Source organism: Shewanella sp. MR-4 (assembly GCF_000014685.1).
Taxonomy (GTDB): Bacteria; Pseudomonadota; Gammaproteobacteria; order Enterobacterales; family Shewanellaceae; genus Shewanella.
Genome location: NC_008321.1, coordinates 3,935,806 through 3,957,173, shown reverse-complemented (window position 1 = coordinate 3,957,173; position 21,368 = coordinate 3,935,806). Strand labels below are relative to the sequence as shown.

At 48.8% G+C, this 21,368-nt stretch carries 19 protein-coding genes and 1 riboswitch; of the genes, 9 read left to right on the top strand and 10 right to left on the bottom strand.

Annotation, left to right across the window (positions count from 1 at the left end):
* Positions 1 to 21 precede the first annotated feature (21 nt).
* The 3 genes from SHEWMR4_RS21115 to SHEWMR4_RS17325 all read right to left on the bottom strand — a co-directional run bounded on the left by SHEWMR4_RS21115 (position 22) and on the right by SHEWMR4_RS17325 (position 1,137).
* Complete coding sequence (locus SHEWMR4_RS21115; RefSeq protein ID WP_227499211.1) at positions 22 to 180, bottom strand: hypothetical protein; 159 nt, start codon at positions 178 to 180, stop codon at positions 22 to 24.
* Between the two features lie 31 nt (positions 181 to 211).
* Positions 212 to 628, bottom strand: a complete 417-nt coding sequence (locus tag SHEWMR4_RS17330) for a DUF4274 domain-containing protein (protein ID WP_227499210.1) — start codon at positions 626 to 628, stop codon at positions 212 to 214.
* 83 nt (positions 629 to 711) lie between these two features.
* On the bottom strand, positions 712 to 1,137 hold the full coding sequence (locus tag SHEWMR4_RS17325; RefSeq protein WP_011624048.1) for an HPP family protein: 426 nt from the start codon (positions 1,135 to 1,137) through the stop codon (positions 712 to 714).
* Between the two features lie 270 nt (positions 1,138 to 1,407).
* Between SHEWMR4_RS17325 and SHEWMR4_RS17320 the strand changes: the two genes are divergently transcribed.
* Positions 1,408 to 3,174, top strand: a complete 1,767-nt coding sequence (locus SHEWMR4_RS17320) for an alkaline phosphatase D family protein (RefSeq protein ID WP_011624047.1) — start codon at positions 1,408 to 1,410, stop codon at positions 3,172 to 3,174.
* Between the two features lie 333 nt (positions 3,175 to 3,507).
* Positions 3,508 to 4,074, top strand: coding sequence for a phosphoribosyltransferase (locus SHEWMR4_RS17315; RefSeq protein ID WP_011624046.1), 567 nt, complete (start codon positions 3,508 to 3,510; stop codon positions 4,072 to 4,074).
* Positions 4,075 to 4,159: 85 nt separating this feature from the next.
* Here the strand turns inward: SHEWMR4_RS17315 and SHEWMR4_RS17310 are convergent, their stop codons facing one another.
* A complete protein-coding gene (locus SHEWMR4_RS17310; protein WP_011624045.1) occupies positions 4,160 to 5,428 on the bottom strand; it encodes a glycerophosphodiester phosphodiesterase family protein in 1,269 nt (422 codons plus the stop codon).
* A 354-nt stretch (positions 5,429 to 5,782) separates the two neighbouring features.
* On the opposite strand from SHEWMR4_RS17310, the gene SHEWMR4_RS17305 reads away from it, so the two are divergent.
* Positions 5,783 to 6,088: a DUF3622 domain-containing protein gene (locus SHEWMR4_RS17305; protein ID WP_011624044.1), complete on the top strand. Its 306-nt coding sequence runs from the start codon at positions 5,783 to 5,785 to the stop codon at positions 6,086 to 6,088.
* Between the two features lie 144 nt (positions 6,089 to 6,232).
* On the opposite strand, the gene azu is transcribed toward SHEWMR4_RS17305, so the two are convergent.
* The 3 genes from azu to rihA all read right to left on the bottom strand — a co-directional run bounded on the left by azu (position 6,233) and on the right by rihA (position 8,766).
* Positions 6,233 to 6,709, bottom strand: coding sequence for an azurin (azu, locus tag SHEWMR4_RS17300; protein WP_011624043.1), 477 nt, complete (start codon positions 6,707 to 6,709; stop codon positions 6,233 to 6,235).
* 170 nt (positions 6,710 to 6,879) lie between these two features.
* Complete coding sequence (rbsK, locus tag SHEWMR4_RS17295) at positions 6,880 to 7,791, bottom strand: ribokinase (protein WP_011624042.1); 912 nt, start codon at positions 7,789 to 7,791, stop codon at positions 6,880 to 6,882.
* Positions 7,792 to 7,809: 18 nt separating this feature from the next.
* Positions 7,810 to 8,766 (bottom strand): pyrimidine-specific ribonucleoside hydrolase RihA, encoded by a 957-nt coding sequence (rihA, locus tag SHEWMR4_RS17290; protein ID WP_011624041.1) that lies wholly within the window; start codon positions 8,764 to 8,766, stop codon positions 7,810 to 7,812.
* A 207-nt stretch (positions 8,767 to 8,973) separates the two neighbouring features.
* On the opposite strand from rihA, the gene SHEWMR4_RS17285 reads away from it, so the two are divergent.
* From SHEWMR4_RS17285 to SHEWMR4_RS17265, 5 genes are all read left to right on the top strand, one after another.
* Positions 8,974 to 10,275 (top strand): hypothetical protein, encoded by a 1,302-nt coding sequence (locus SHEWMR4_RS17285; RefSeq protein WP_227499209.1) that lies wholly within the window; start codon positions 8,974 to 8,976, stop codon positions 10,273 to 10,275.
* A gap of 63 nt (positions 10,276 to 10,338) precedes the next feature.
* A complete protein-coding gene (locus SHEWMR4_RS17280) occupies positions 10,339 to 11,775 on the top strand; it encodes a hypothetical protein (protein ID WP_011624039.1) in 1,437 nt (478 codons plus the stop codon).
* Positions 11,776 to 12,020: 245 nt separating this feature from the next.
* On the top strand, positions 12,021 to 12,689 hold the full coding sequence (locus SHEWMR4_RS17275) for a hypothetical protein (protein ID WP_011624038.1): 669 nt from the start codon (positions 12,021 to 12,023) through the stop codon (positions 12,687 to 12,689).
* A gap of 125 nt (positions 12,690 to 12,814) precedes the next feature.
* A riboswitch (cobalamin riboswitch) is annotated at positions 12,815 to 13,046 on the top strand.
* Between the two features lie 108 nt (positions 13,047 to 13,154).
* On the top strand, positions 13,155 to 15,116 hold the full coding sequence (locus SHEWMR4_RS17270) for a TonB-dependent receptor (RefSeq protein WP_011624037.1): 1,962 nt from the start codon (positions 13,155 to 13,157) through the stop codon (positions 15,114 to 15,116).
* A gap of 278 nt (positions 15,117 to 15,394) precedes the next feature.
* Complete coding sequence (locus SHEWMR4_RS17265; RefSeq protein ID WP_011624036.1) at positions 15,395 to 16,123, top strand: HDOD domain-containing protein; 729 nt, start codon at positions 15,395 to 15,397, stop codon at positions 16,121 to 16,123.
* A 59-nt stretch (positions 16,124 to 16,182) separates the two neighbouring features.
* Here the strand turns inward: SHEWMR4_RS17265 and SHEWMR4_RS17260 are convergent, their stop codons facing one another.
* Complete coding sequence (locus SHEWMR4_RS17260) at positions 16,183 to 17,088, bottom strand: LysR family transcriptional regulator (protein ID WP_011624035.1); 906 nt, start codon at positions 17,086 to 17,088, stop codon at positions 16,183 to 16,185.
* 199 nt (positions 17,089 to 17,287) lie between these two features.
* Here SHEWMR4_RS17260 and metE point away from each other — a divergent pair, with 199 nt between their 5' ends.
* Positions 17,288 to 19,558: a 5-methyltetrahydropteroyltriglutamate--homocysteine S-methyltransferase gene (gene metE / locus SHEWMR4_RS17255; RefSeq protein ID WP_011624034.1), complete on the top strand. Its 2,271-nt coding sequence runs from the start codon at positions 17,288 to 17,290 to the stop codon at positions 19,556 to 19,558.
* A 99-nt stretch (positions 19,559 to 19,657) separates the two neighbouring features.
* On the opposite strand, the gene SHEWMR4_RS17250 is transcribed toward metE, so the two are convergent.
* The gene (locus tag SHEWMR4_RS17250) at positions 19,658 to 20,404 is read right to left on the bottom strand and encodes a CPBP family intramembrane glutamic endopeptidase (protein ID WP_011624033.1); all 747 of its coding nucleotides are present in this window, start codon (positions 20,402 to 20,404) and stop codon (positions 19,658 to 19,660) included.
* 31 nt (positions 20,405 to 20,435) lie between these two features.
* Entirely contained in the window at positions 20,436 to 21,299 is an 864-nt protein-coding gene (locus SHEWMR4_RS17245) for a hypothetical protein (RefSeq protein ID WP_011624032.1), read from the bottom strand.
* Positions 21,300 to 21,368: the final 69 nt, after the last annotated feature.

The window sequence follows — 21,368 nt, the reverse complement described above, 5'->3', positions numbered from 1 at the left end:
TATTTAAAGACAGAACGGGGCTTATTGCTGGCCCCATTTGCCGGATTTCAGCTGCTCATTTTTAAATTGTAGATACCTTGAATGCCCTGCATCGGTTTCGATTTCCATGGTGCTGTAGGGGGCAAAAATGGCCCCTGGAATTTGGCATCCATTCGTGAGGACGTCCTCTAATGAGGGCATAAAACATTCTTTAAACGGATCAAAATGGATTCTATAACTGGCATAGTCGCGCGTAACAAAGCGTTCGGTGATGGTTTTGAATAGCTGTCCAAAAGGCGTGTCTAGCCTCTGTGGCGTGGAGTAATAAAAGCCTTGTCCGTACCAGTAGAAGCAATAAAGCGGTACCCGCATCGCAGAGCGGATGTTCGATAATCGCCCTCACCATATCGGGATCATGGTCATCCCAATTCAAGTTACCCGCGACAAAATGTAATTCCTCCATACTTTGTAAGTCACTGATACAGACGATTTGTGTCGCCGCTTTGCCAAAGTAGGCGCTGTATTCATGTAAAGCGTCATAATCGGGATCGGCGAGCAATTGGGCGAGGCGATCATGGTTGGTGATACAGCCTAATTCGGCGCATTCATAGGCGCGGATAAATTGTTCTTGGGTTAATAACTTGGCCACGTGCTTCCTTGGGATTGTTAAATAATGACTCTCGCCAGCCCTGATAACCGAGGGCCAGCGAGAAAGAGTGATGATGTTAGGCGTTAAGCTTGCTGTTGCAGCAGGGTACGACAGAGCTTAATAAAGTCGGAAGAGGTGACGATCCCTAATACTTTCTTATCGTTATCTACTACGGGTAAGCAGCCGAGTTTGTTGTCGATAAAGTATTCCACTACCACGCTTAAAGGCTCATCGGCGGTTAAGTGCTGGCAGTCTTTGTCCATCACAGTCGCGATGGGAGTGTAGCGTTCCTTGCGATCCAATGCGCCTTGGCCGTATTTGTTCAACATAGACAATACGCTGGCGATCATCTTCTTATGGGTGAGTACGCCGACTAAGGTGCCGTCGGTTTCAGATATCACAGGTAAATGGCGCACACCGCGGGTTTGCATTAAATGGTGGGCATCTTTCAGGCTAGCACCATCGCTGATGCAGATGACCTCAGTGCTCATAATATCGCTGACTTTCATCCTATAAATTCCTTTTTTAACAAGGCTCAGGTTTGATGCTCGACGAGCCAAAATCTGAGCGATTTGCCACTGATCCGATGTTAGCAGCTTACTCATAGCTTGTGCCAGTGCTGTACAAATAAAGTACGTCATCCAGTATAAGCTTATGAATTAAAAGAAATCATAAAAGGCTGACAAAGATGTCACAAATGTGTAACAGTGATGTCTCACAATCGGGGCCTCATTAGACCTCATACCAGTGAAACCTCATCTTATAAGGGAATAATAATAATGAAACGAACCGTGACTCGTCGTGATTTTTTAGCCATGTCGGCCAAAGGCATTGGTGCAGCAGTGATCTCCTACGGCCTAATGGGGTGTAGTGACAGTGATGATGATAAATCTGTTCCTGCGCAGTTTTTACATGGGGTAGCCAGTGGTGACCCTGCGCAAGACGCGGTGATCCTCTGGACCCGCGTGACGCCTGATTCTGCTGGGGATGTTAAAGTCAGCTGGCAAGTGGCCAGTGATGCGGCATTCTCACAATTAGTGACCACAGGGGAGATGGTCACCAACGCTAACCGTGATTACACGGTCAAAATCGATGCCCGTGGTTTACGTGCGGGACAAACCTACTTCTACCGCTTTATGACGGGCGGAAAAACCTCTGAGGTGGGCAAGACCCGCACTCTGCCCGAGGGTGATGTGAGTTCGGTAAAACTTGCCGTCATGTCCTGCGCTAATTTTCCAGCCGGCTATTTTAACGTGTATGAATTGGCTGCGGCGCAGGATGACCTCGATGCCGTGGTGCATTTGGGTGACTATATCTACGAATATGCTCGCGGCGGCTATGCCAGCGAACATGCGGCAGAGCTTGGCCGTGAAGTGTTACCCGCCAACGAACTGCTGACCCTCAGCGATTACCGTACCCGTTACGGCCAATATCATACCGATGCCAGCCTGCAAAAATTGCACGCGAAAGTGCCATTTATTACGGTATGGGACGACCACGAAGTAGCAAACGATACTTGGCGTGATGGCGCCGAGAACCACAACGAAGGCGAAGGGGATTTTGCGGTTCGTAAAGAAGCCGCACTGCAGGCTTACTTCGAGTGGCTGCCAATCCGTCCATGGCGCGAGGGTAACCATGAGGAGATTTATCGCAGCTTCAGTTACGGCAACTTAGTTGACTTACATATGCTGGATACGCGCGTTTTGGCCCGTGATAAGCAGCTCGATTATGCCGATTATATGGATGCCAGTACGGGCGCCTTCGATGGCGAGCGTTTCCGCGCCGATGTGACATCGACTTCGCGCACTATGTTAGGTCTGACCCAGTTACTCTGGTTACAGGGCACCTTATTGCAAGCCACGGGCACTTGGCAGGTATTAGGACAACAGATCCTCATGGGCAAAATGTCTCTACCTGCGGCGATTGCTACCCAGCAGATGAGCATTCCACAATATGCCATGCTTGGGGCGCTGGCGAAGTTAGCCGCCCGCGCTGCGGCAAATGACCCAACCCTAACGGCGGCGGAATTACAGTACTTGCAGGCCAATCAAGCCCTGTTAACGCCAGAAGTGATTGCCCTGCTGCAACTGCCATCAATTCCCTATAACTTGGATGCATGGGATGGTTATGCCTATGAAAGGGAAGTGATTTTAGGTACAGCTAAATCGAAAAATCACAACCTAGTGGTGATTGCCGGTGACACCCATAATGCCTGGGCGAATGAGCTTAAAGATGTCAACGGCGATACCGTAGGGGTCGAGTTTGCCACAAGCTCAGTGTCATCACCAGGTTTGGAATATTACTTAAATCTACCAGCAGAACAGATCCCCGCGACCGAGGCGGCGATCGTCGAGTTGGTGCCAGATCTTAAATACACCAACCTCAAAGATCGCGGCTTTATGACTTTAACCTTCACCAAGGAAGCGGTGCGTAGCGACTGGCATTATGTCAGCACGATTCTCGCGAAGGAGTTTGAAGAGTCGAGTAGCCGCAGCTACAGCGCCATGACTAAGGTCGGTGAACCTATTATCAACCCTGTGAGCTAACTTAAGCGTCAAACTTAAGCGTCACACTTTGCTTTGAGCCTGTGCTCGTTCCTTGTTGGCCACCTTTGGGTGGCCTTTTTTGTACGCTTTTTGTTAGTTCCGTCCTAAAAATGCAAAATAAACGGCCGTTCACCTGCAACTTATGACTATAACTGCAGCACGGCGGTTTTTTTTGGTATAAAATTCGCTCCCAAAATTCGGCGGCTGCCTACACTTGCTAGGACTCTTATGAAGAGAATGCTGTTCTCGTGTTTTGGACGCCGAACAGACCTTACAGGGTAAAAGCTCTCGCTTTAACACCTAAAATCAATAATTAAGATGGGGATCGGTGTCATGTCAGAAAAATATTTCGTTACCGCACAACAACTGCTCGAAGATTCATTTCTATTAGCTTCACAGGTTTATGAGAGTGGATTCCGTCCGCAGTTTATCGTGGGTATTTGGCGTGGCGGTGCTCCAATCGGGATCGCGGTACAAGAGTTTTTCGACTTTAAGAAGGTTGAAACCGACCATATCGCCGTGCGTACCTCGTCTTACTACGGTATTGGTACCGACAAGCAAAGCAAAGAAATCAAAGTCCATGGTCTGCATTACATTGTTGAAAATGCGAATGCTAGCGACAGCTTACTGATTGTGGACGATGTGTTTGACTCTGGCCGCAGTATCCACGCGTTGAAGGAAAAGTTAAGTCAACTGATGCGCTTAAACATGCCGCAGGATATTCGTATCGCTTGCCCTTATTACAAGCCAAAGAATACCGCTGTGCCTTTAAAGCCTGATTACTATATCCATGCTTCTGAGGACTGGTTAGTGTTCCCACACGAAGTGACAGGGTTAACGCCGGAAGAAATTGCCGAAGGTAAGGGCGATTTAAAAAATATTCAGCATCTTTTTAAGTAAAAAGAATCTGTTAATAAAAAGCGTTAGCAGTTTTTGCTAACGCTTTTTTGTTTCTCGATTTTGAAATACAGCCTATTGTTTTGGCCTATAAATCCATGCAGTTGGCATAGTAAGTGACAGTCGCCGGCCAGTCCGAAAACACGCCAATCACGCCGACATCTTTGGCGAGCACATCGAGTAGTTCGTAGGTATCGCCTTCATTATCAATGGCATCTGTGATGCTTTGATAATACCAACCGCCGCCATCTTTCAATAATCCTGAGCGCTCTAAGCTCCAAGTGATGATCTTAAGTCCCGCTGCTTTCGCGGCTTTGGCATATTCCGATGGAATGATTTTTTTATCCGCATCTAAGGTCACCAGCACCCAGAGTGGCGGCGCGACAATCTCTACGCCTTGGGCTTTAAGTTCCGCCATTGAGGGCGACCAGCTGGAGGAGTCCTGTGGGTCAAAGCCCGTGTGAATATCATATCTATCATCAAGATATACCGCTTGTTTGCCAAACTCGGGGGCGTTAGCAATCCAGTATTTTACATCTTCTAAATTAAAGGATTGGGGGAATACCTGCGAGGCATCGACACCCGCTGCGGTATATTCATCGAGCATTTTCTGGGCATACTCCTGCTGAGTAAAGCCATCGAAGGGCATAGCCACGCTGGCGGCTTTTAGCTCGGGCGTCATTTTAACGCCTGCCTTTTTAAACATCTCAATACTCTCTGCGTGGGTCATCAGGGTACCGTTGCCCGCATAGAGATCGGTGCGCCACTTAGGCGTGGCATTGATAAATTCCTCGACATTGGTCGCCTTTGGATTCTCGCCCTCCATCTTGCCCTTTAACATTTTAAATTCGGCGAGGGTGATATCGCTGGTGCAGCAAGTTGCAGTGGCGGAGACGCCATTGGCCGCATCGGCGGGGGTAAAGGGGACCGAGCATTTGTTGGCAAGTTCGGGAATGGCCAAAATATTGGTTGTGCTGGCGAGATCGCACTGGGAGTGGCGACAGACTAAGGCTTTATCCGCGGTAAAAGTCACATCACACTCGACGATACCCGCACCAGAGTCGATGGCGGCTTGATAGGATTCTTTTGTGTGTTCAGGGAATTGCATCGCCGCGCCGCGGTGACCAATGGAAAAATCACTACGGTAGAAATGATCGGTTTCGCACTGGGCTAAGCGGGTCTTTAAGCTGCTGTCCTGCATTTGGCGCACTAAAAACAGTGGTCGCTCACCGACTTGGGCGGGCACCATTTTCGCTGGTGGCGGTGTAGTCTCGCTATCTTTGTTATCGCTGTTACAGCCTGCTAGCAGGGCCGTGCTTGCCAACAGCATACAGAGTGTTACTGAGGAGGTATTCATCATCTTTCCTAAATTATGAATGACTTATTAATAGGGTCCCTCACACTCTAAAATTGCTATATGACTAAATTTACTTATTTTTATGACCAAAACAAGAAAAGATACCGTCCGTCAGCCGCTTTTGCGCTAGCTTGATACTGAGCTTAGGACTAAGATTAGGGCGAAAAATCATCTAGCATGCCGCGTTACTTTTGCGATTCTTACGGCTCTTTGAAAGTGCTAAACATGAAAATTTTCTCGCAAGCGATCTTTCTGTGCCGAAATCAAGTAAACTGCGCTCCTTTTGTTTTATGATGGCGTTTGTATCGCTTGATAAGACAAACGTGGCAAGCATCATTTAGGAAATAGAGCAGAATGAGCAAGGGTAAAAAATACGATTTTCGCGTCACTCAGGCTGAAAATGGTTGGAAGACGGAAATCACCCGTCGTATGACGTCGACTAAGACGGTAGTGTCGAAAAGCCATGACGGTTTTGCGACCGAGGCCGAGGCACAAGCTTGGGGTCAAGCCGAGCTGCAAGTGTTTTTAGGCACACTGGCTGAGCGCAACAAGCGTCGCTCAGAGAAACAAGCTAAGGCCAAATTAGCGGCGGCTTTAGCGGCTGAAGCGGCAACCGATGCCGATGATTTTGATGATGAAGACGAGTTCGACGAAGAGTAAATCTCGGAAGACATCCCGAAACAAAATCCTCGAAGGCAAACTGGCTTGTGAGCCAATAAGCATTCAACAAAAAAGCGGACCCGAGGTCCGCTTTTTTGTTGGCTCACTTGAGGTATTCCCTTAAGCGAGCATTAGGCAATGGAATTAGCCTTGGATCTTAAAGCTACCTTGCATAATCGCCCAGTGGCCTGGGAAGCTGCAGAAGAACTGGTAAGCTTCAGTCGCGCTCATGCCCGCAGTGCTAAATTTTACAGAAGTTGATTCGCCGCCACCCACTAATGCAGTGTGAGCGATAACGCGGGTATCACCAGCTTTAACGTAAGCAGCATCGGCGCCAGCGCTCATACCATCGGTCGCAACGGCAGACATATCAGCGGCTTTTGTTAACACCCAGTTGTGGCCCATCGCCGCTTTTGGCAGTGTGCCAGTGTGGGTTAACGTCAGGGTCACTTCTTTACAAGTGGCGGGAACAGACAGCTCTTTAGTGTCAAATTGCATAGCGTCAGTTGCTGCAATCTTGAGTTCACATTCGTTAGCACTCGCTTGGCTAGCAACGAATAATCCTAGGCCGAGTAAGCTAGCGCTAGTCATATTACGGAAAGTGGTGCTTTTCGCTTTCATCTGGTACTTCCTTATTCTGAACAAGGTGGCTCGAGCCGATGTGACTCGAGTATGCGCTTGCCAGCATAGGCTGAATTCATTAAATGGGAATGAATTCGATATGTAAATTATGTATATACAACTTTAGGGTGAAATAAGGCGAGTGCGACAATTTGCCGCACTCATGGTTATTAACGCGGCAGTTCGTGGCGGTAGGGAATGGCGCGCTGAGCGCCGGCGCGGGTCACAGTGATAGCGGATGCGGCGTTGGCAAAGCCGACGGCGGCGGCAATCGACATGCCCTCACTTAAGCCCACCACTAAGGCGCCATTGAAGGTATCGCCAGCGGCAACTGTGTCTATGGCTTGTACTTCAAGTGCAGGAATTAATCCGGTAAAGCCTGCGCTACTGATAAATGCGCCTTTACTGCCTAAGGTAATCACCACAGTCGTCACGCCCTGTTGATGCAGCAGTTGGGCGGCCAGTTTGGCATCATCTTCGTTATTGACCTCAATGCCCGTTAACGCTTCGGCCTCGGTTTCATTCGGGGTGATAATGTCCACCCACTTGAGATAATCCAGTTCTTGGCTGACAGCAGGGGCGGGGTTGAGCACTGTGGTAATGCCAAGGCGTTTGGCGGTTTGCAATGCGTGGTTTACTGTCTCCATTGGCGTTTCGAGTTGGATCAGCATGTACTGGGCATTTACAAACAGAGCGTAATGTTTCTCAAGCTCTGGTGGCGTGAGATTAGCATTGGCGCCAGCGGCGATGCCGATGGAGTTTTCGCCATTATCGGCGACAAAAATCATCGCCGTACCTGTACTCAGATTGGCGACTTGGGTAATGCCATCGGCTTCTATTCCATCCTTGAGCCAGTTTTCGCGCATCTCGTTACCCACGCTGTCTTGGCCCAAATGGCAAATAAAATCCACTCGAGAATCGGCCTGACATAAGCGGGCACAGGCCACCGCTTGATTCGCCCCTTTACCACCATGCTCTAGTCGGTAGCTTCGACTCATTAAGGTCTGCCCCGGTGCGGGCAAATACTCAAAATTCATAACATGGTCGGCGTTGGCACTGCCTATAACGAGTATGTGACTCATGGAAGCGTTACCTTAAGTTCATCTGCGATTGAGATAGGTTGGTGTGTAGACCGCTAAACTGTCAACTAACAAGTCAACAAAGCCCTGTCTATCAATACCGAATAGCACAGTGGCATTCGTGGGTTTACCCGTAAGCTGATAGCGATCGACCACTGTCATTCCCAGTGTTAACTCGCTTTGAGTTTCAATGCCTACCCAGCAGTCTTGGGCATCAAACAATGCTGGGTTGAGTAACCAAGCGATAGTGCAAGGGTCGTGCAGCGGCGCGCCGACAAATCCCCACTTGGGATCTCTATGGTAAATCATAAAGAAATCTAGCAACTCGGCGACACATTTAGCCACGGGATTAGGAATGGCGCGAATGCGCTCGATATCTTCATCCATAATTTGTGCCTGATGGGTAACATCGAGGCCGCACATGGTAATAGGAATGCCAGATTTAAAGACGATATCGGCCGCCTCGGGGTCGACAAAAATATTAAACTCGGCGGCGGGCGTCCAGTTACCCACACCCGCAGCGCCGCCCATCAATACAATGCGCTCAATCTTGGCGTGCAATTCGCCATGGCTGGCGAGTAGCAGCGCGATATTGGTCAGCGGCCCCGTTGGCACCAAGGTTACTGGCTTATCGCTTTGGCGGATTTTCTCGGCCATCAACTCGACGGCATTTACGGCTTGAGGTTGAAAACTCGGTGCAGGCAGAGCTGGACCATCGAGTCCCGTTTCACCGTGGACGTTATCGGCAATCATCAACTCACGGCTTAAGGGTTTAACCGCGCCGCCCGCGACTGGAATATCGCTGCGATTGAGCAGGGTTAAGATCCGCAGGGCATTATTGAGGGTTTTATCTGGGGTTTGGTTGCCGGCGCTGGTGGTCACGGCCAGTGGATTTAGCTCGGGATGGGCGAGGGCTAAAATGAGTGCGATGGCATCGTCATGGCCGGGATCGCAATCCAAAATAATTGGGCGACTCATACTGTTACTCCTTTAAACAGCGGGAATGGAGGCTAAGAATAGCACGCCCACGTTTGCAGGCTAGGATGTGGCCGAGTCTTTAAGGCAAACTGTGAGCTTTTTCTGATTTCTATCAATAAGCTGCTACAATAGCGCCCCGCTTTAGGCAGAATCAAGTTCTCTAATGCCTTACCGATCATGGAATGATAAGGACGTTCTGGCGTGTTGATGAATCGCAGTCAATTAACCACGAGTGCACCCGCGCGTTTTTGGGGTTGGTTAGAAATACTCTTGACCAGTGTCCCTCTCTTTTTGGCAGGTGTTGCTGCGCTCTTTCTCTGGGAAGGGGCGCAAAAGTGGTTTCTGGTCAATCAGTTGCTAGAGCGTGGCGATGTGGCCATAGGTCGAGTGGTTGAGACTGCCTATCGCAGTGAGCGCAGTTCGACGGGCGTATATAACCAAAGATTGATTTGCTTGGTTGAGTATCGCACCGCAGAGGGCAACCTCGTTCGCCAATGGGAACTCGATGGCGTGAATTGCCAAGCGACCTATCAATTACGGCCGCCGCAGGGCGACACCCCTGGCGCATTAGTGCCCAACTACGGGCAAAGTTTTGTGCATTATCTTCCCGAGGCGCCAACACGGGCGAGCGCCGATCTTGAGTTAACCCGCGATCGCGCCAAACTGGACTTCGGCTTTGGCATCGCAGGCATATTAGGCTGTTTGCTTGTCGGTTATTTCTGTTTGACGCTATTAAGGATCCGCTGGGCCGAGTTCCGTTATGTGCCAATACTCAAGCGTTTAGGACAGCAACAGGATTACACTGGGATTATCCGTTTGCTTGAAACCTATCGGCAGCATCCCGCCGCGAATATTTTGGTCTGGCTGGCGGCTGAACATTTAGGCCATTCCCCCGAGCACTATCCGCGTTTTGTCGACTTATTTGAACAAATGCAATCTTCACCGAGCAAAAAAAAGCTGGAATCAATAGATGAATCTATCGTGATGATAAGCTTTTACCGTTTGAGTTCATTAGGATTTCACGACTTAGCGTTGGCGATGTTAGCCCGTAGTAAGCAGGCGCTGTCGGCTAAAACCTTAGTCAGCTTTGTGTTGATGACGCGCACTAAGCAGTTGTCCTTTGCATTGGAATTAACCGCAGAAAAGTTAGCGGCATTCGAGGCGTTGTGTGATGCCAAGGAGTTGAAATTCGGCTTGGCGGATGAAAAACAATGCCCCGTCGATTTTGCGGTGCACCTCGATTATTTACTCAGCCTAGTGACATTAGTGCTCGACAATACAGCACTAAACCGCCAAGCGGGGCACGCTATCGGCCCAGTTCAACGGCTGATCTTAGCTGCCTTAACGCAGGCGCAGGCGTTCGATACCCTAAGCCAAAACAGTGCGCAGGCGCTCGATAAACAAATTCAAGTTCTCTTAACCCGTATAGATGCACATCAGGGCTTTGAATACCAACTCAAGCCGATACTCGAGTCGATATTCGCCAAATTAGCACAACCCAATCAGTAACCCGCGTTGTCAGTAACCCAAATTTCAGCAACCAAAGTTTCAGTAAATACTGGGAAATAAGTAATGCAGTCTTATCCTATATCACGCCCCTTGGCATTGGTGGCCGCCTTAGTGGCGTTGCAATTAACCGCCTGTAGCCAACCTAAACCCGTAGCCGTAGTCGAAAATGAAAAGGAATCCTTGCTGCAATTTGATAACGGTAAGCTTATCCAGTTTCAGGAAAAGGCTAATCCGAATTATCGCCATATTCCCTGCGATTTACCCGCAGTTGAGACTGTGGTGACCAACAGTACAGCCTTTGCCGCATTAACTCAGTCGGGTGAAGTGATCACTTGGGGTGACAGTTTTGCTGGTGGCGATAGCCGTGAGGTGACAGAACAACTTAAGCAAGTGACGCAAATTGTCCCCGTTAAAGATGGGTTTGCCGCGCTGCGTAAAGATGGCTCTGTGGTCTATTGGGGCAATGCGGGAAAATTAAATCTGGACAAGGCATTGCAAGCGCGCATGACCAATATCACTAAGTTATTCGCCAACCGAGAGGCCCTAGCCGCGCTCGACGCCAATGGTAAGGTGCATACTTGGGGCTACGGGCCTTACGGCGGCAATAGTTTGCAGGTGCAGGATGAGTTAGTCGATGTGGTCGATATCTTTGCTAAAGGGCGCAGTTTTATTGCCCTGAAAAAAGACGCCAGCGCCGTAGTGTGGGGTGAGGTTGAAAGTTCGACCAATATGAAGAAGTTGCAGTCGCAGCTGACGGATATTAAACATATCGAATATTTTCAAAATACCTATGCCGCTTTGAAAAAAGATGGCTCAGTGGTGAGTTGGGGTTGGCGCAGTGATGCTTATCCGATCCGCAGCGCTCTTAAGGATGTGGCGAGTCTCACGGCAAACAGTTGCGCGTTTGCGGTGTTAAGTCCGACGGGGGATGCCCATTTCTGGGGCGATGGCATTAACTGTGGCGTCGATTGGATCAAGAAAACCGATATCACAGGCGTGAAAGAGATTATCAGTGTCGGCCCGGGATTCTTGCTACTGCGTGACAACGCTGCGCCGCAAATTCTCGCTGACGATACGGATTACGCCTATCTGTTTGGCTTTCATCATGCTCAAGCGATCCTCGACAAGTATTGGCAGCAAGGCAGCAAAATTACCCTAGGCAAGTCCTCCTTTGCCTTTACGCGCCCCGATGGCAAAGTGGTGCCTGTCGGTTATCGGGCAAACCTTAAAAATGTCGAGCAACTGATTGAACGCATTCCACGCCTCACTTGGTTAGCGCCGGCAAATGATGGTTTTGTGGGGATCAGTGAAAAAGGAGAATGGGTCTCTTGGTCGATGAATCTCGGAATGTTTGATAAACCGCCGGTACAACCTGCCGATTCCTTGGTGATTAAGCCACTGGAATTTACCCCCGCTGCCCAATGTGAGACCCCAGAGCAACGGCAGGCGATTTTGAGTCAGGCAAGGCCGCAACGTAAAATCAATTGGTCATTTGACTAATCTAGCTTTTAGTCTTTGAGTAATGCGAAAGGCTGGTGAAACGGGGTTCATCAGCTTTTTAAGCCATCATAGACCTTATCTTTGGCTGTTATCTGAAGTTTTACAGTTGTTATGACTGTATAAGTGTTATTTCATTTAGCATTTTAACTGTTATCTTATTTACATCTTCGCTAGAATACAGGATGTTTTCTATGCAGTTTCATATGTCGTATTAACCATACCAATGCGATACAAGGATGATAATAATGAAATGTATACCCCATATGCAGATGAGGTTATGGCAGGGCGCGAGCGTATTAATGCTGTGCAGCCTAATCGGCTCTGAATCCGTCGAGGCAAAATTGGATATGCCTCGCAGTGAAAGTGGCGCGTCGCACACCCATGTGTTGCCTGTCTTTAGTCAGCAATTAGGATTTAACCTGCCAGCGGGGTGGCGCAAAGCCTACCATGAAGAACGTGCGGACATGTTTATGGCGGAATTTGTGCCGGAGCAGGAAGCGCTTAATCAATGGAGTGCGCTGTTTTGTGTGCAAGGCTTTAAGGGCATGGCCGAAACTGCCAGCCCGGAGCAGTTTTTAGATGCGATGGCCGAGTCATATCAAGCCGCCTGTGACGGTGAAGTGGTCTATCAGAAATTGGGTGATACCCAAGTGGATGGTCACGAAGGCTTTCAGGCTATTCTCGGATGTACCACAATGCCGCATGTCCATGGCGCGACTCAGTTTAATCCCAGTGCCTTTACCTCAAATCCCCAGGGCGAAATTGGTTACTATACCGTGGTAAGTGGTAACAAGGACTTGTATTTACTGCATAAATCGATGCGTGGCGATGTGTTTTCTGCCGATAAACCTCCCTTGCAGGCGGCTAATAGTGCCGACTTTATTTCAGGCTTAGCGCCCTATTCATTAAAGTAGTTATCAGTCGACAGACGGATGAACATGGACTTTCATCCGTATAGACGTCTATAATGCGCGCGCTCAGGCTTGATATGCCACGAGCCTTATTGGGCGTTAACTGGTTTTTCGCCCTCTGAACCTATTTTTAGTCAACCTTCTGTGGTGCTTGCGATGCATTCGTCGCGAGATAATCGGGAAGCCAGTGAAATTCTGGCACTGCCCCCGCAACGGTAAAAGGTGAGAGACGACCGCATTCGCTAGGCGTTCAAGAAGAACCCGATAAGCAATGTGAAAGGTCAGTTTCGAGTTAGTCCTTCTATTGCTTGGATTAACATAGCCTAAGTCCGGAGACCGGCCCTAAAGGTGTTTTTGAGATTTCGGTGGGCAGATCTCAAAATGCGATAGTGACTGTCAGTATTTGTTACTGAATCAACGGTATCGTGGCGCCAATGCCCCGTTTTCCTTGCAGGAGTTAAAGGTAAAATGGGAACACATCCAACAAAAATCGCGCTGCTGATCGGCAGCCTTTGCAGTTTTTCTGTTATCGCCCCCGCCGTGGCGGCCGATGATGCCAGCGTTGCCAAAGTCGATGAGCATATCGTCGTGATTGGCCGTTCAGACAAGACCCCCTTAAATATTGCCGCCAATGTGAATGTGATTGATGCCGCTGCGATTGAGCAGAGTGGCGCAACCAGCTTGACCGAAGTGTTACGTGGTCAAAGTGGTATTCAGCTGTCCGACAATAACATTGGTACTAGCTTCGCGATGCGCGGCTTTAGCGCCAGCACCGCCGTTAACAACACCTTGATTTTGCTCGATGGTCGTCGCTTAAATAACATCGATATCGCCGCCCCTAGCCTGAATGCCATTCCACTCAATTTAATTGAGCGTGTCGAAATTTTATCGGGCAGTGCGGGCGTGCTCTATGGTGACCAAGCGGTAGGCGGGGTGATCAACATTGTGACTAAGTCACCTGAGAATACGGGCGGCAGCGTGCAATTATCCGGCGGCAGCTTTAATACCTATGAAGGTCGCGGCGATGTGTCGGGCGCCATCAATAAAGATTGGCACTATTTCCTGACCGGTAGCTACAACCAAGGCGATAACTATCGCAAGCACAATGCCAATGAAACGGGTTCTATCCTTGGCCGTATTCAATATAAAACCGCCACAGATTCTTTCTTCGTTGAAACTAGCTATTACGATGATGATCGCGAAAATCCTGGCTCGTTGACGGTGGATCAGTTCAAGGACGATCCACGCCAATCTTTCAATAGTAGCGAATATGTTCATGAGATGACGACTGCTGCGCGCAGCGGTTATCAGCATCAGCTAAACCAAAACTGGGCGTTAGCGGCGGATCTGGATTACAGCGATACCTTAGTGACCTCATTAAACTGGGGCGCGGGTAGCCAAAATACTCGCTCGCTGCTGATGTTTAGCCCTAAAGCACTCGCTAATTACAGCACCCGTCAAGGTGAGCTAAACCTAGTCACTGGTTTGGATATCAGCCGCGGTAAGGCCGAGTTTGACTCTATGGCGCGCAGCAACGTGCAGGAAATGCAAAGTGCTTACCTGCAAGCCACTGTGCCATTAAGCCACACCTTAAGCTATGTGGTGGGTGGCCGTTATGCGCGGGTGACCGACGATCTGGTCGATGGCAATGTGTATCCAAACGGCATCGATTTAGATGAAGATGCGACCGCATTCGAGTTCGGTTTAAATTACCGTCCGAGCGCCGAGCACAGATTCTATCTGCGTGGCGATGAAAACTTCCGCTTTGCTAAGGTCGATGAGCAAGCCTACACCCCGAAAGATGTGTATGGCTTAAAGCCGCAGACAGGCCGTTCCTATGAGGCAGGTTGGGATTGGACTGTGGCGAGCCAAAGCCTACGCGTCAGCCTATATCGCCTCGATTTAGAAGATGAAATCGTCTTCGATCCGAGTGCTGAAAAACCAGTTGGTGGCAGTTTCCAAGGCGCCAACGTCAATGCCGATGCTTCACGCCGCTATGGCGCGAGTGCCGATTGGGATTGGCAGGTCACTCAAGCCCTCACCTTAGGCTTGGAATATAACTATATCGATGCCGAATTTACCGACGGGGTGAATGATGGCAAGCAATTGTCTTGGGTGGCTGAACATACGGGACGCGGTTATGTCAGCATGGATTTTGCCGAGCATTTCCAAGTATTTGCCGAGGCGATTTACACGGGCGATCGTTTTATTGAAGGCGATAACGGCAACGAAGGCGATAAATTATCTAGCTATGTCTTAGGTAATCTAGCCCTTAACTATACCCGTGATGCTTGGTTAGCGAGCCTGCGTATCGATAACCTGTTTGATAAAGAGTATGTTAGCTCGGGTTACTACGGTGGCATTTGGGGTGATAGCTATTACTCAGGCCGAGGCCGTGATATTCGCTTTACCTTAGGCTATCGTTTCTAAGCTCGGTTCAATAGTGAATCTTTAAAGCCAGACTCAGTCTGGCTTTATTATTTCTGTTGTTTGGGGATGCGCAGAGAAAAATCTATCTTCTCGGTGTATTCTTTATAGGTTCAGCCTATTTTGAGATGAGTTAAGTCGTTGCTTGTGCTGTAGATCACTGCATATAACGCATTGTCACAATTATTCTACGACTTAGGGCTGAAATTCTTTGTAGTTTGGGTATGATGTGAGCGGTATTCGAATCATCTTATAGCTAATTAACAGGTGTAAAGTGTCTTATGACAGATCTTGAGCAACAGGTTTTTACTCAAGTGAGAGCCATCATAGCGAATGAAGAGCAAGTGATCGGTCGCCGTGGGATCTTAATTCCACTCAAAAAAGCGATCCTAGCCGAAGGCGACATTCGTAATGTGATCGATATTATTTCGAGCGATCCCGCATTAGCTGCCCACATGTTGATGCGCAGTAATTCGGCGCAGGCTTCAGGTGTAGTAAATCCTAAATCTCGCTCCTTAAAAGACGCCCTAATCCGTTTAGGCCAGGTCAATATTTATCGTTATGCCTTCACCTTCTATTTGAAAGAACGCCTCGATGAATTGCCCCAACCCTATAAGAAGTTGGTACAAGGTTATTGGAAACTCACGGAAAATATCGCTACCGATGCGGTCGACAGCCTAGTCGATATGCCGGATGTCGATGTTGACCCCGATGAAGTACAAACCTTGGCGCTGTTTAGTGTATTCGGGCAAATCATTGCCTTAACCGCCTTTGCTTACTTAAATGCCAGCTCTGAGCAATCTTTCCCGTTAAGCGTGATTAAGTCATTGATTGATAATCAGCAGCAGACCTTAACCATCGAAGCCTTTGAGGCTTTAGATCTCGATCAGGATCTGCGCCAAGAGTTTATGATCGCCCACAATCTGCGCCAGACCCGTAATCAAAATTCTCCAGGGTTAATCCTGCGCCGTGTGCTCTCGATGCGCGGTATGTTACTCAACCCGCTCTAAGCACTGCTCATAAAAACAAAGCCTGCAATTGCAGGCTTTTTTATGCTGTTTTGACGGCACTAATTGGATTTTTGCTGACGCGCTAAGCCTTCGCTTGCCACCAGTTGCAGCCAGTTTTGCACTAAGGCCGAGTTCGCGCTGTGGCGGCGATAGGCCCCAAATAGTGGTCGCTTTAAGCCTTCTTGGCCGAGTTTGACTGAAGCTAAACTCAAACCATGTCCCTCATTGATTGACCAGTTGGGCAGGGCGGCGATACCGTCCTTACAGGCGATGCGTTGAAGTAACATCATGGTCAAATCGCAGGTCTTTTGCTCGCCGGCTTCAACGCCTGCGGGTTCTAAAAAGTGGCGATAAATATCTAAACGCGCCAGTGGCACTGGGTAGCTGATAATGGGTAAGCGGGCCAATTGCTTAGGCGTAACATAGGCTTCTTTCGCTAAGGGATGATCCTTGGCAACCACTAACTTCACTTCAAAATCAAACAAATGCTGATAGGCGAGCGAGTGTCCCGGTACGGGATCTGAGGTCAGTACTATATCGAGTTCGCCCATCTCTAAGGCATTGAGCGAATCGAATAGATGACGGCTCGATAGATCTAACTCGGCCTGCGGATGATCTTGCCTAAATTGCTCCATCACTGGCATTAACCAGCGAAAACAGCTGTGGCATTCAATCCCCACTCTGAGCTGATTGGTCTCTGTCTCTAGGCCATTTTTCAGATCCGTTTCCGTTTCTAACACCTTAGGCAGGATCTCTTCGGCGAGGTGCAGTAGCCGTGCGCCTTCTTGAGTAAAGGAGAGGGGTTTGCTTTTACGCACAAAAATGGGCGAATTAATTCGTTGCTCTAACTCCTTAATTTGATGGGAGAGAGCCGATTGAGTGACAAAACGTTTTTTGGCTGCGCCCGCCAAGCTGCCACTTTCCTTCAGTGCCATTAAGGTTCGCAGATGTCTTAGTTCGATCATGATCACTCCAAGTGAATTTCGCTCATGTTGTGCTTGAAATCAATTCGGTTGCTGGCATAGAGACTATCACAATAAACTTCTAGACGTCCAGACGCCCGTTGTGATTTATCCAGACTTAAATGCGAAAAGTTGCCCAGAAACACAATCTGGTGGGTGCTAGTGCCGAATATGGCTTATCTCAAATAAAGGAAGATATGGTATGCAATTAAACAGTCTTGGTTTTCCCCGTATCGGGCGTCGTCGTGAACTGAAATTTGCCCTCGAAAAATACTGGCGTGGTGAGAGCACTCAAGCCGAGCTGCATGAGGTGGCCAAGGAGTTACGTCGTACCCATTGGCAATGGCAAGTCGCCGCTGGGATCGAGCAAGTGCCAGTGGGTGATTTTGCCTTTTACGATCAAGTGTTAACCCTGAGTGCGACCCTAAACGCCATTCCAGATCGTCACCGTGGCGAGGGCGCTATCGATCTTGATACCTTATTCCGCGTTGCCCGTGGCCGTGCGCCAACTGGCACCGATGCGCCAGCCTCGGAAATGACTAAGTATTTCAACACTAACTATCACTACTTAGTGCCAGAACTTAAGCAAGACCAAGTGTTCTCTATCGCCTATGAGCAGTTTTTTGATGAAGTCGCCGAGGCGCAGGCGCTGGGTTATCAAGCCAAGCCCGTGCTGTTAGGCCCTGTGAGTTACTTGTATCTGGCAAAAACCGTGGGTCAGGATTTCGATAAACTCAGCCTATTGCCCAATCTGTTAAAGGCCTATGCCGACATACTTGCGCGTTTTGCCGCGCAGGGCGTGACTTGGGTACAGCTTGAGGAGCCGGTTCTGGCTCTCGAATTAGCCGCCGATTGGCAAGCTGCGATTAGCGAAGCTTATCAAGCGCTTAAAACGGCTCAAGTGAAGATTTTACTCACCAGCTACTATGGCAGCATCAGTCATCATCAGGCGCTGGTTTCCGCGCTGCCGGTGGCGGGTCTGCACCTCGATTTAGTAACAGCCCCTGAACAATTGGCCTTGTTTGCCAATGCCTTAAGACCAGATCAAATTCTGTCGGCGGGTGTAGTTAATGGCCGTAACGTGTGGGCAGCAGAGGTTGACCTGATTGTCGAGCGTATCGGTAGTGTTGCCCGAGACTTAGGAGCGCGCCTATGGATTGGCACCTCCTGTTCACTGCTTCACAGCCCTGTAGATTTAGAGGTGGAGACGACGCTCACGCCGACGCTACGTCAGCAGCTCGCATTTGCTAAGCAAAAGCTGTTGGAGCTGGCTAATGTGCGCCAATTGCTGCTGGCGCCTGAGTCTGTCGCGGCCAAAGAGATAGTTAACACCTGTGTGGCACGCCGTGAGGCTAAGGCTCAGGCGGCGGATGCTAAAGTGATCGCCCGTGTCGCTGCGCTGATCCCAGCCGACTATGAACGTGTGAGCGAATTTACTGAGCGCCAAGCGGTGCAGCAGCGTAAGTATCGTTTGCCATTACTGCCAACGACCACTATTGGCTCATTCCCACAAACGCCTGCTATCCGTGGCTTACGTAGCCGTTGGCGCAAAGGGGAGCTAAGCGATGCTCAATATACCGAGCAGTTGCAGCAAGTGACCCGCGATACCATAGACCGTCAGCTCAAACTCGGTATCGATGTACTAGTTCATGGTGAGGCCGAGCGTAATGACATGGTGGAATACTTCGGCGAGCAGCTTGAAGGCGTGGGCTTTACCAAAAATGGTTGGGTGCAGAGTTATGGTTCTCGCTGCGTTAAGCCGCCGTTGATTTATGGTGATGTGAGCCGCCCTAAGGCTATGACGGTTGAGTGGGCCGAATTCGCCCAAAGCCTGACGGACAAACCCGTCAAAGGCATGCTAACTGGCCCTGTGACGATTCTACATTGGTCGTTTGCCCGTGAAGATATCAGCCGCGATACCATTGCTACCCAATTGGCGCTGGCGATTCGTGATGAAGTGGTGGATTTACAAAATGCAGGCATTGGCATTATCCAAATTGATGAGCCAGCTTTCCGCGAAGGTCTGCCATTAAAGCAAAGCGAGTGGCAAGCTTACTTAGATTGGGCGGTGAATGCTTTTAAACTGAGTGCGGCGGGGGTTGTGGATGAAACCCAAATCCACACCCATATGTGCTACAGCGAGTTTAACGACACGATTGCGGCCATTGCCGCCATGGATGCGGATGTTATCACCATCGAGACCTCGCGTTCACGCATGGAACTGCTCAACGCCTTTGAAGATTTTGAATATCCAAATGAAATTGGCCCAGGCGTTTACGATATCCACTCGCCAAATACCCCAAGTGTTGAGGCCATGGTGCACCTTATCGAAAAAGCGGCGCAAAAAGTGCCTGTGCGCCAACTGTGGGTTAACCCCGATTGCGGCCTTAAGACCCGCACTTGGGATGAGGTAGAACCCGCACTGAAGAACATGGTCGATGCGACCCGCGAACTGCGTCGCCGCCTCGGCTAAGCGCTGTAAAATCTGCAATCTATGCCTCTTTGGCATAGCGTAAAAAAAGGGATACCTTAGGTATCCCTTTTTATTAACGAGTTGTGAGTCATTCAGTCGCTACTTTAGTAATAGTGCCACACTGAATAGGGTCCAATCGTTGATGATGTGTGCGCCTGTAGAGACAAGGATATTTTTTGTTTTCAAGTAGGCGAGTAACAGTATGATTCTCGCTGTACCGATCACAATCAGGCATTGAACCCAATTCCATTGATACGTGGGTAGATGCACCATGCCAAACAATATTGCTGAACCTATCCAAGCGATAATAATGGCGGTTTTGCGTTGGACGCCAAAATGAGTGTGGAGCAACCACATTAAGGCTAAAAATGGAAAGACAGTGATAATCTCTTCACCGAAGAGTTGCGGAATAGTGCGTAAAAAGAATTGCAGTGTTTCCCCTATATCCTGATGACGGAGCATTTCAAACACAGGATTAGCGGTTGCGCCCACAGTGTCTATTACCATCTTACCGATGACTAAAGTGACCACTATGTTGAGAAGGGCAACCAAAAACATCCACCCAACCGCTTTTAAGTCAAGCTTGTCAAAAATTAATCGCCAATGCTCACCAACAATAAGGTAAAACATACAGAGCGGAATACCAGGAAAGAGAATGGTACTTACCCAATCTCGTCCTGGATATGCTCCAAAAGGGTAAGGAGATACCAAGCTAATAAAGCCTAGTATCGCCCCTAAGATTAACAGCGCCCACTGACCAGCGGTTAAGCTTATCGGCTTGCCATTATAAAATGGGAAGTCAGTCATCGCTCTCATACTTTGCTCTTGCTTGCCAGTTAATATCATTTGTTACCCTTTATTTAGTGACTGTAGTCGCTTATTTACGACCACAATCGAAAGCGGGGGAATCCGTGATTGTTTCGTATTTACCATCAAAAGTGACTACCGTGAGACACTTATGCTGTGACTTATTCCACCAGAAGCCCCAGATACGATCTGGACCTTTTTGAGACTTGATGAACTCATAGCCATGGCTTTCCAGTACTCTTTCACCTCCGCTAGCCCTTCCTCCCACAAGATTTTGAATATCATTTGAGTTGTTACTATTGTTGTTTGCATGGTGGCGAACACTGTGATGTCTTGCTTCATCAGTATTCTCGTCATCACAAAACTTATTGTTTTGGTGATTCGCATAGGAGGCGTATTTTCCATCCTTGGTGGTGACAGCAATACAGTTTTGCTTATTTGGATTCCACCAATAGCTGACTTTACTGTGATTAAGCGTTTTGGTGCTGCGGTGGAAATAGCCTAGGTCTTGGAGTTCACTCTCTCCCGAACTAGCACGCAGGCCAACAATGCTATCCAAGCTATTTGAGTGTCTATTGTGCTCATGCCTATCCTGTTCATGTCTATTATCGTGATCGTGCTTATTATCACGACTGTGGTTATTAGATGATGAATGACCACATACCTCTGACGGTTGATTCATAATGGCACTATAACGTCCCTCCTTTGTGGTGACTGCAATACACTGTTCCCTGTCTGCACTCCACCAATAAGTAATAGAGCTGCTCGAGATTTTTACCGTGTTTTTATAGGTATAGCCTCGCTCTTCTAGCTGATGCTCACCACTGCTTGCTCTCATATCGATAAGATCATTTAAGTGTGTGGTTGAAGCTGCTTGAGCTCCGAGTGAGAGTAAGAATAAACCACCGAAGCCTATGTTCTTAAAATGTTTCATTTTCTGGTCCTATGTCATTCCAAAATATTTTGTGAAAACTGATGTACTAGCCTACGGCGGAAAACCTTT

Excerpts from the sequence above, each read along its gene's own strand:
- azu (WP_011624043.1), bottom strand. The coding sequence starts at position 6,709 with ATGAAAGCGAAAAGCACCACTTTCCGTAATATGACTAGCGCTAGCTTA.
- SHEWMR4_RS17270 (WP_011624037.1), top strand. The coding sequence starts at position 13,155 with ATGGGAACACATCCAACAAAAATCGCGCTGCTGATCGGCAGCCTTTGC.
- rbsK (WP_011624042.1), bottom strand. The coding sequence starts at position 7,791 with ATGAGTCACATACTCGTTATAGGCAGTGCCAACGCCGACCATGTTATG.
- SHEWMR4_RS17310 (WP_011624045.1), bottom strand. The coding sequence starts at position 5,428 with ATGAATACCTCCTCAGTAACACTCTGTATGCTGTTGGCAAGCACGGCC.
- SHEWMR4_RS17260 (WP_011624035.1), bottom strand. The coding sequence starts at position 17,088 with ATGATCGAACTAAGACATCTGCGAACCTTAATGGCACTGAAGGAAAGT.
- SHEWMR4_RS17245 (WP_011624032.1), bottom strand. The coding sequence starts at position 21,299 with ATGAAACATTTTAAGAACATAGGCTTCGGTGGTTTATTCTTACTCTCA.
- SHEWMR4_RS17315 (WP_011624046.1), top strand. The coding sequence starts at position 3,508 with ATGTCAGAAAAATATTTCGTTACCGCACAACAACTGCTCGAAGATTCA.
- SHEWMR4_RS17325 (WP_011624048.1), bottom strand. The coding sequence starts at position 1,137 with ATGAAAGTCAGCGATATTATGAGCACTGAGGTCATCTGCATCAGCGAT.
- SHEWMR4_RS17320 (WP_011624047.1), top strand. The coding sequence starts at position 1,408 with ATGAAACGAACCGTGACTCGTCGTGATTTTTTAGCCATGTCGGCCAAA.
- SHEWMR4_RS17265 (WP_011624036.1), top strand. The coding sequence starts at position 15,395 with ATGACAGATCTTGAGCAACAGGTTTTTACTCAAGTGAGAGCCATCATA.
- SHEWMR4_RS17285 (WP_227499209.1), top strand. The coding sequence starts at position 8,974 with ATGAATCGCAGTCAATTAACCACGAGTGCACCCGCGCGTTTTTGGGGT.
- SHEWMR4_RS17275 (WP_011624038.1), top strand. The coding sequence starts at position 12,021 with ATGAAATGTATACCCCATATGCAGATGAGGTTATGGCAGGGCGCGAGC.
- metE (WP_011624034.1), top strand. The coding sequence starts at position 17,288 with ATGCAATTAAACAGTCTTGGTTTTCCCCGTATCGGGCGTCGTCGTGAA.
- SHEWMR4_RS17250 (WP_011624033.1), bottom strand. The coding sequence starts at position 20,404 with ATGATATTAACTGGCAAGCAAGAGCAAAGTATGAGAGCGATGACTGAC.
- SHEWMR4_RS17305 (WP_011624044.1), top strand. The coding sequence starts at position 5,783 with ATGAGCAAGGGTAAAAAATACGATTTTCGCGTCACTCAGGCTGAAAAT.
- SHEWMR4_RS17280 (WP_011624039.1), top strand. The coding sequence starts at position 10,339 with ATGCAGTCTTATCCTATATCACGCCCCTTGGCATTGGTGGCCGCCTTA.
- rihA (WP_011624041.1), bottom strand. The coding sequence starts at position 8,766 with ATGAGTCGCCCAATTATTTTGGATTGCGATCCCGGCCATGACGATGCC.
- SHEWMR4_RS21115 (WP_227499211.1), bottom strand. The coding sequence starts at position 180 with ATGCCCTCATTAGAGGACGTCCTCACGAATGGATGCCAAATTCCAGGG.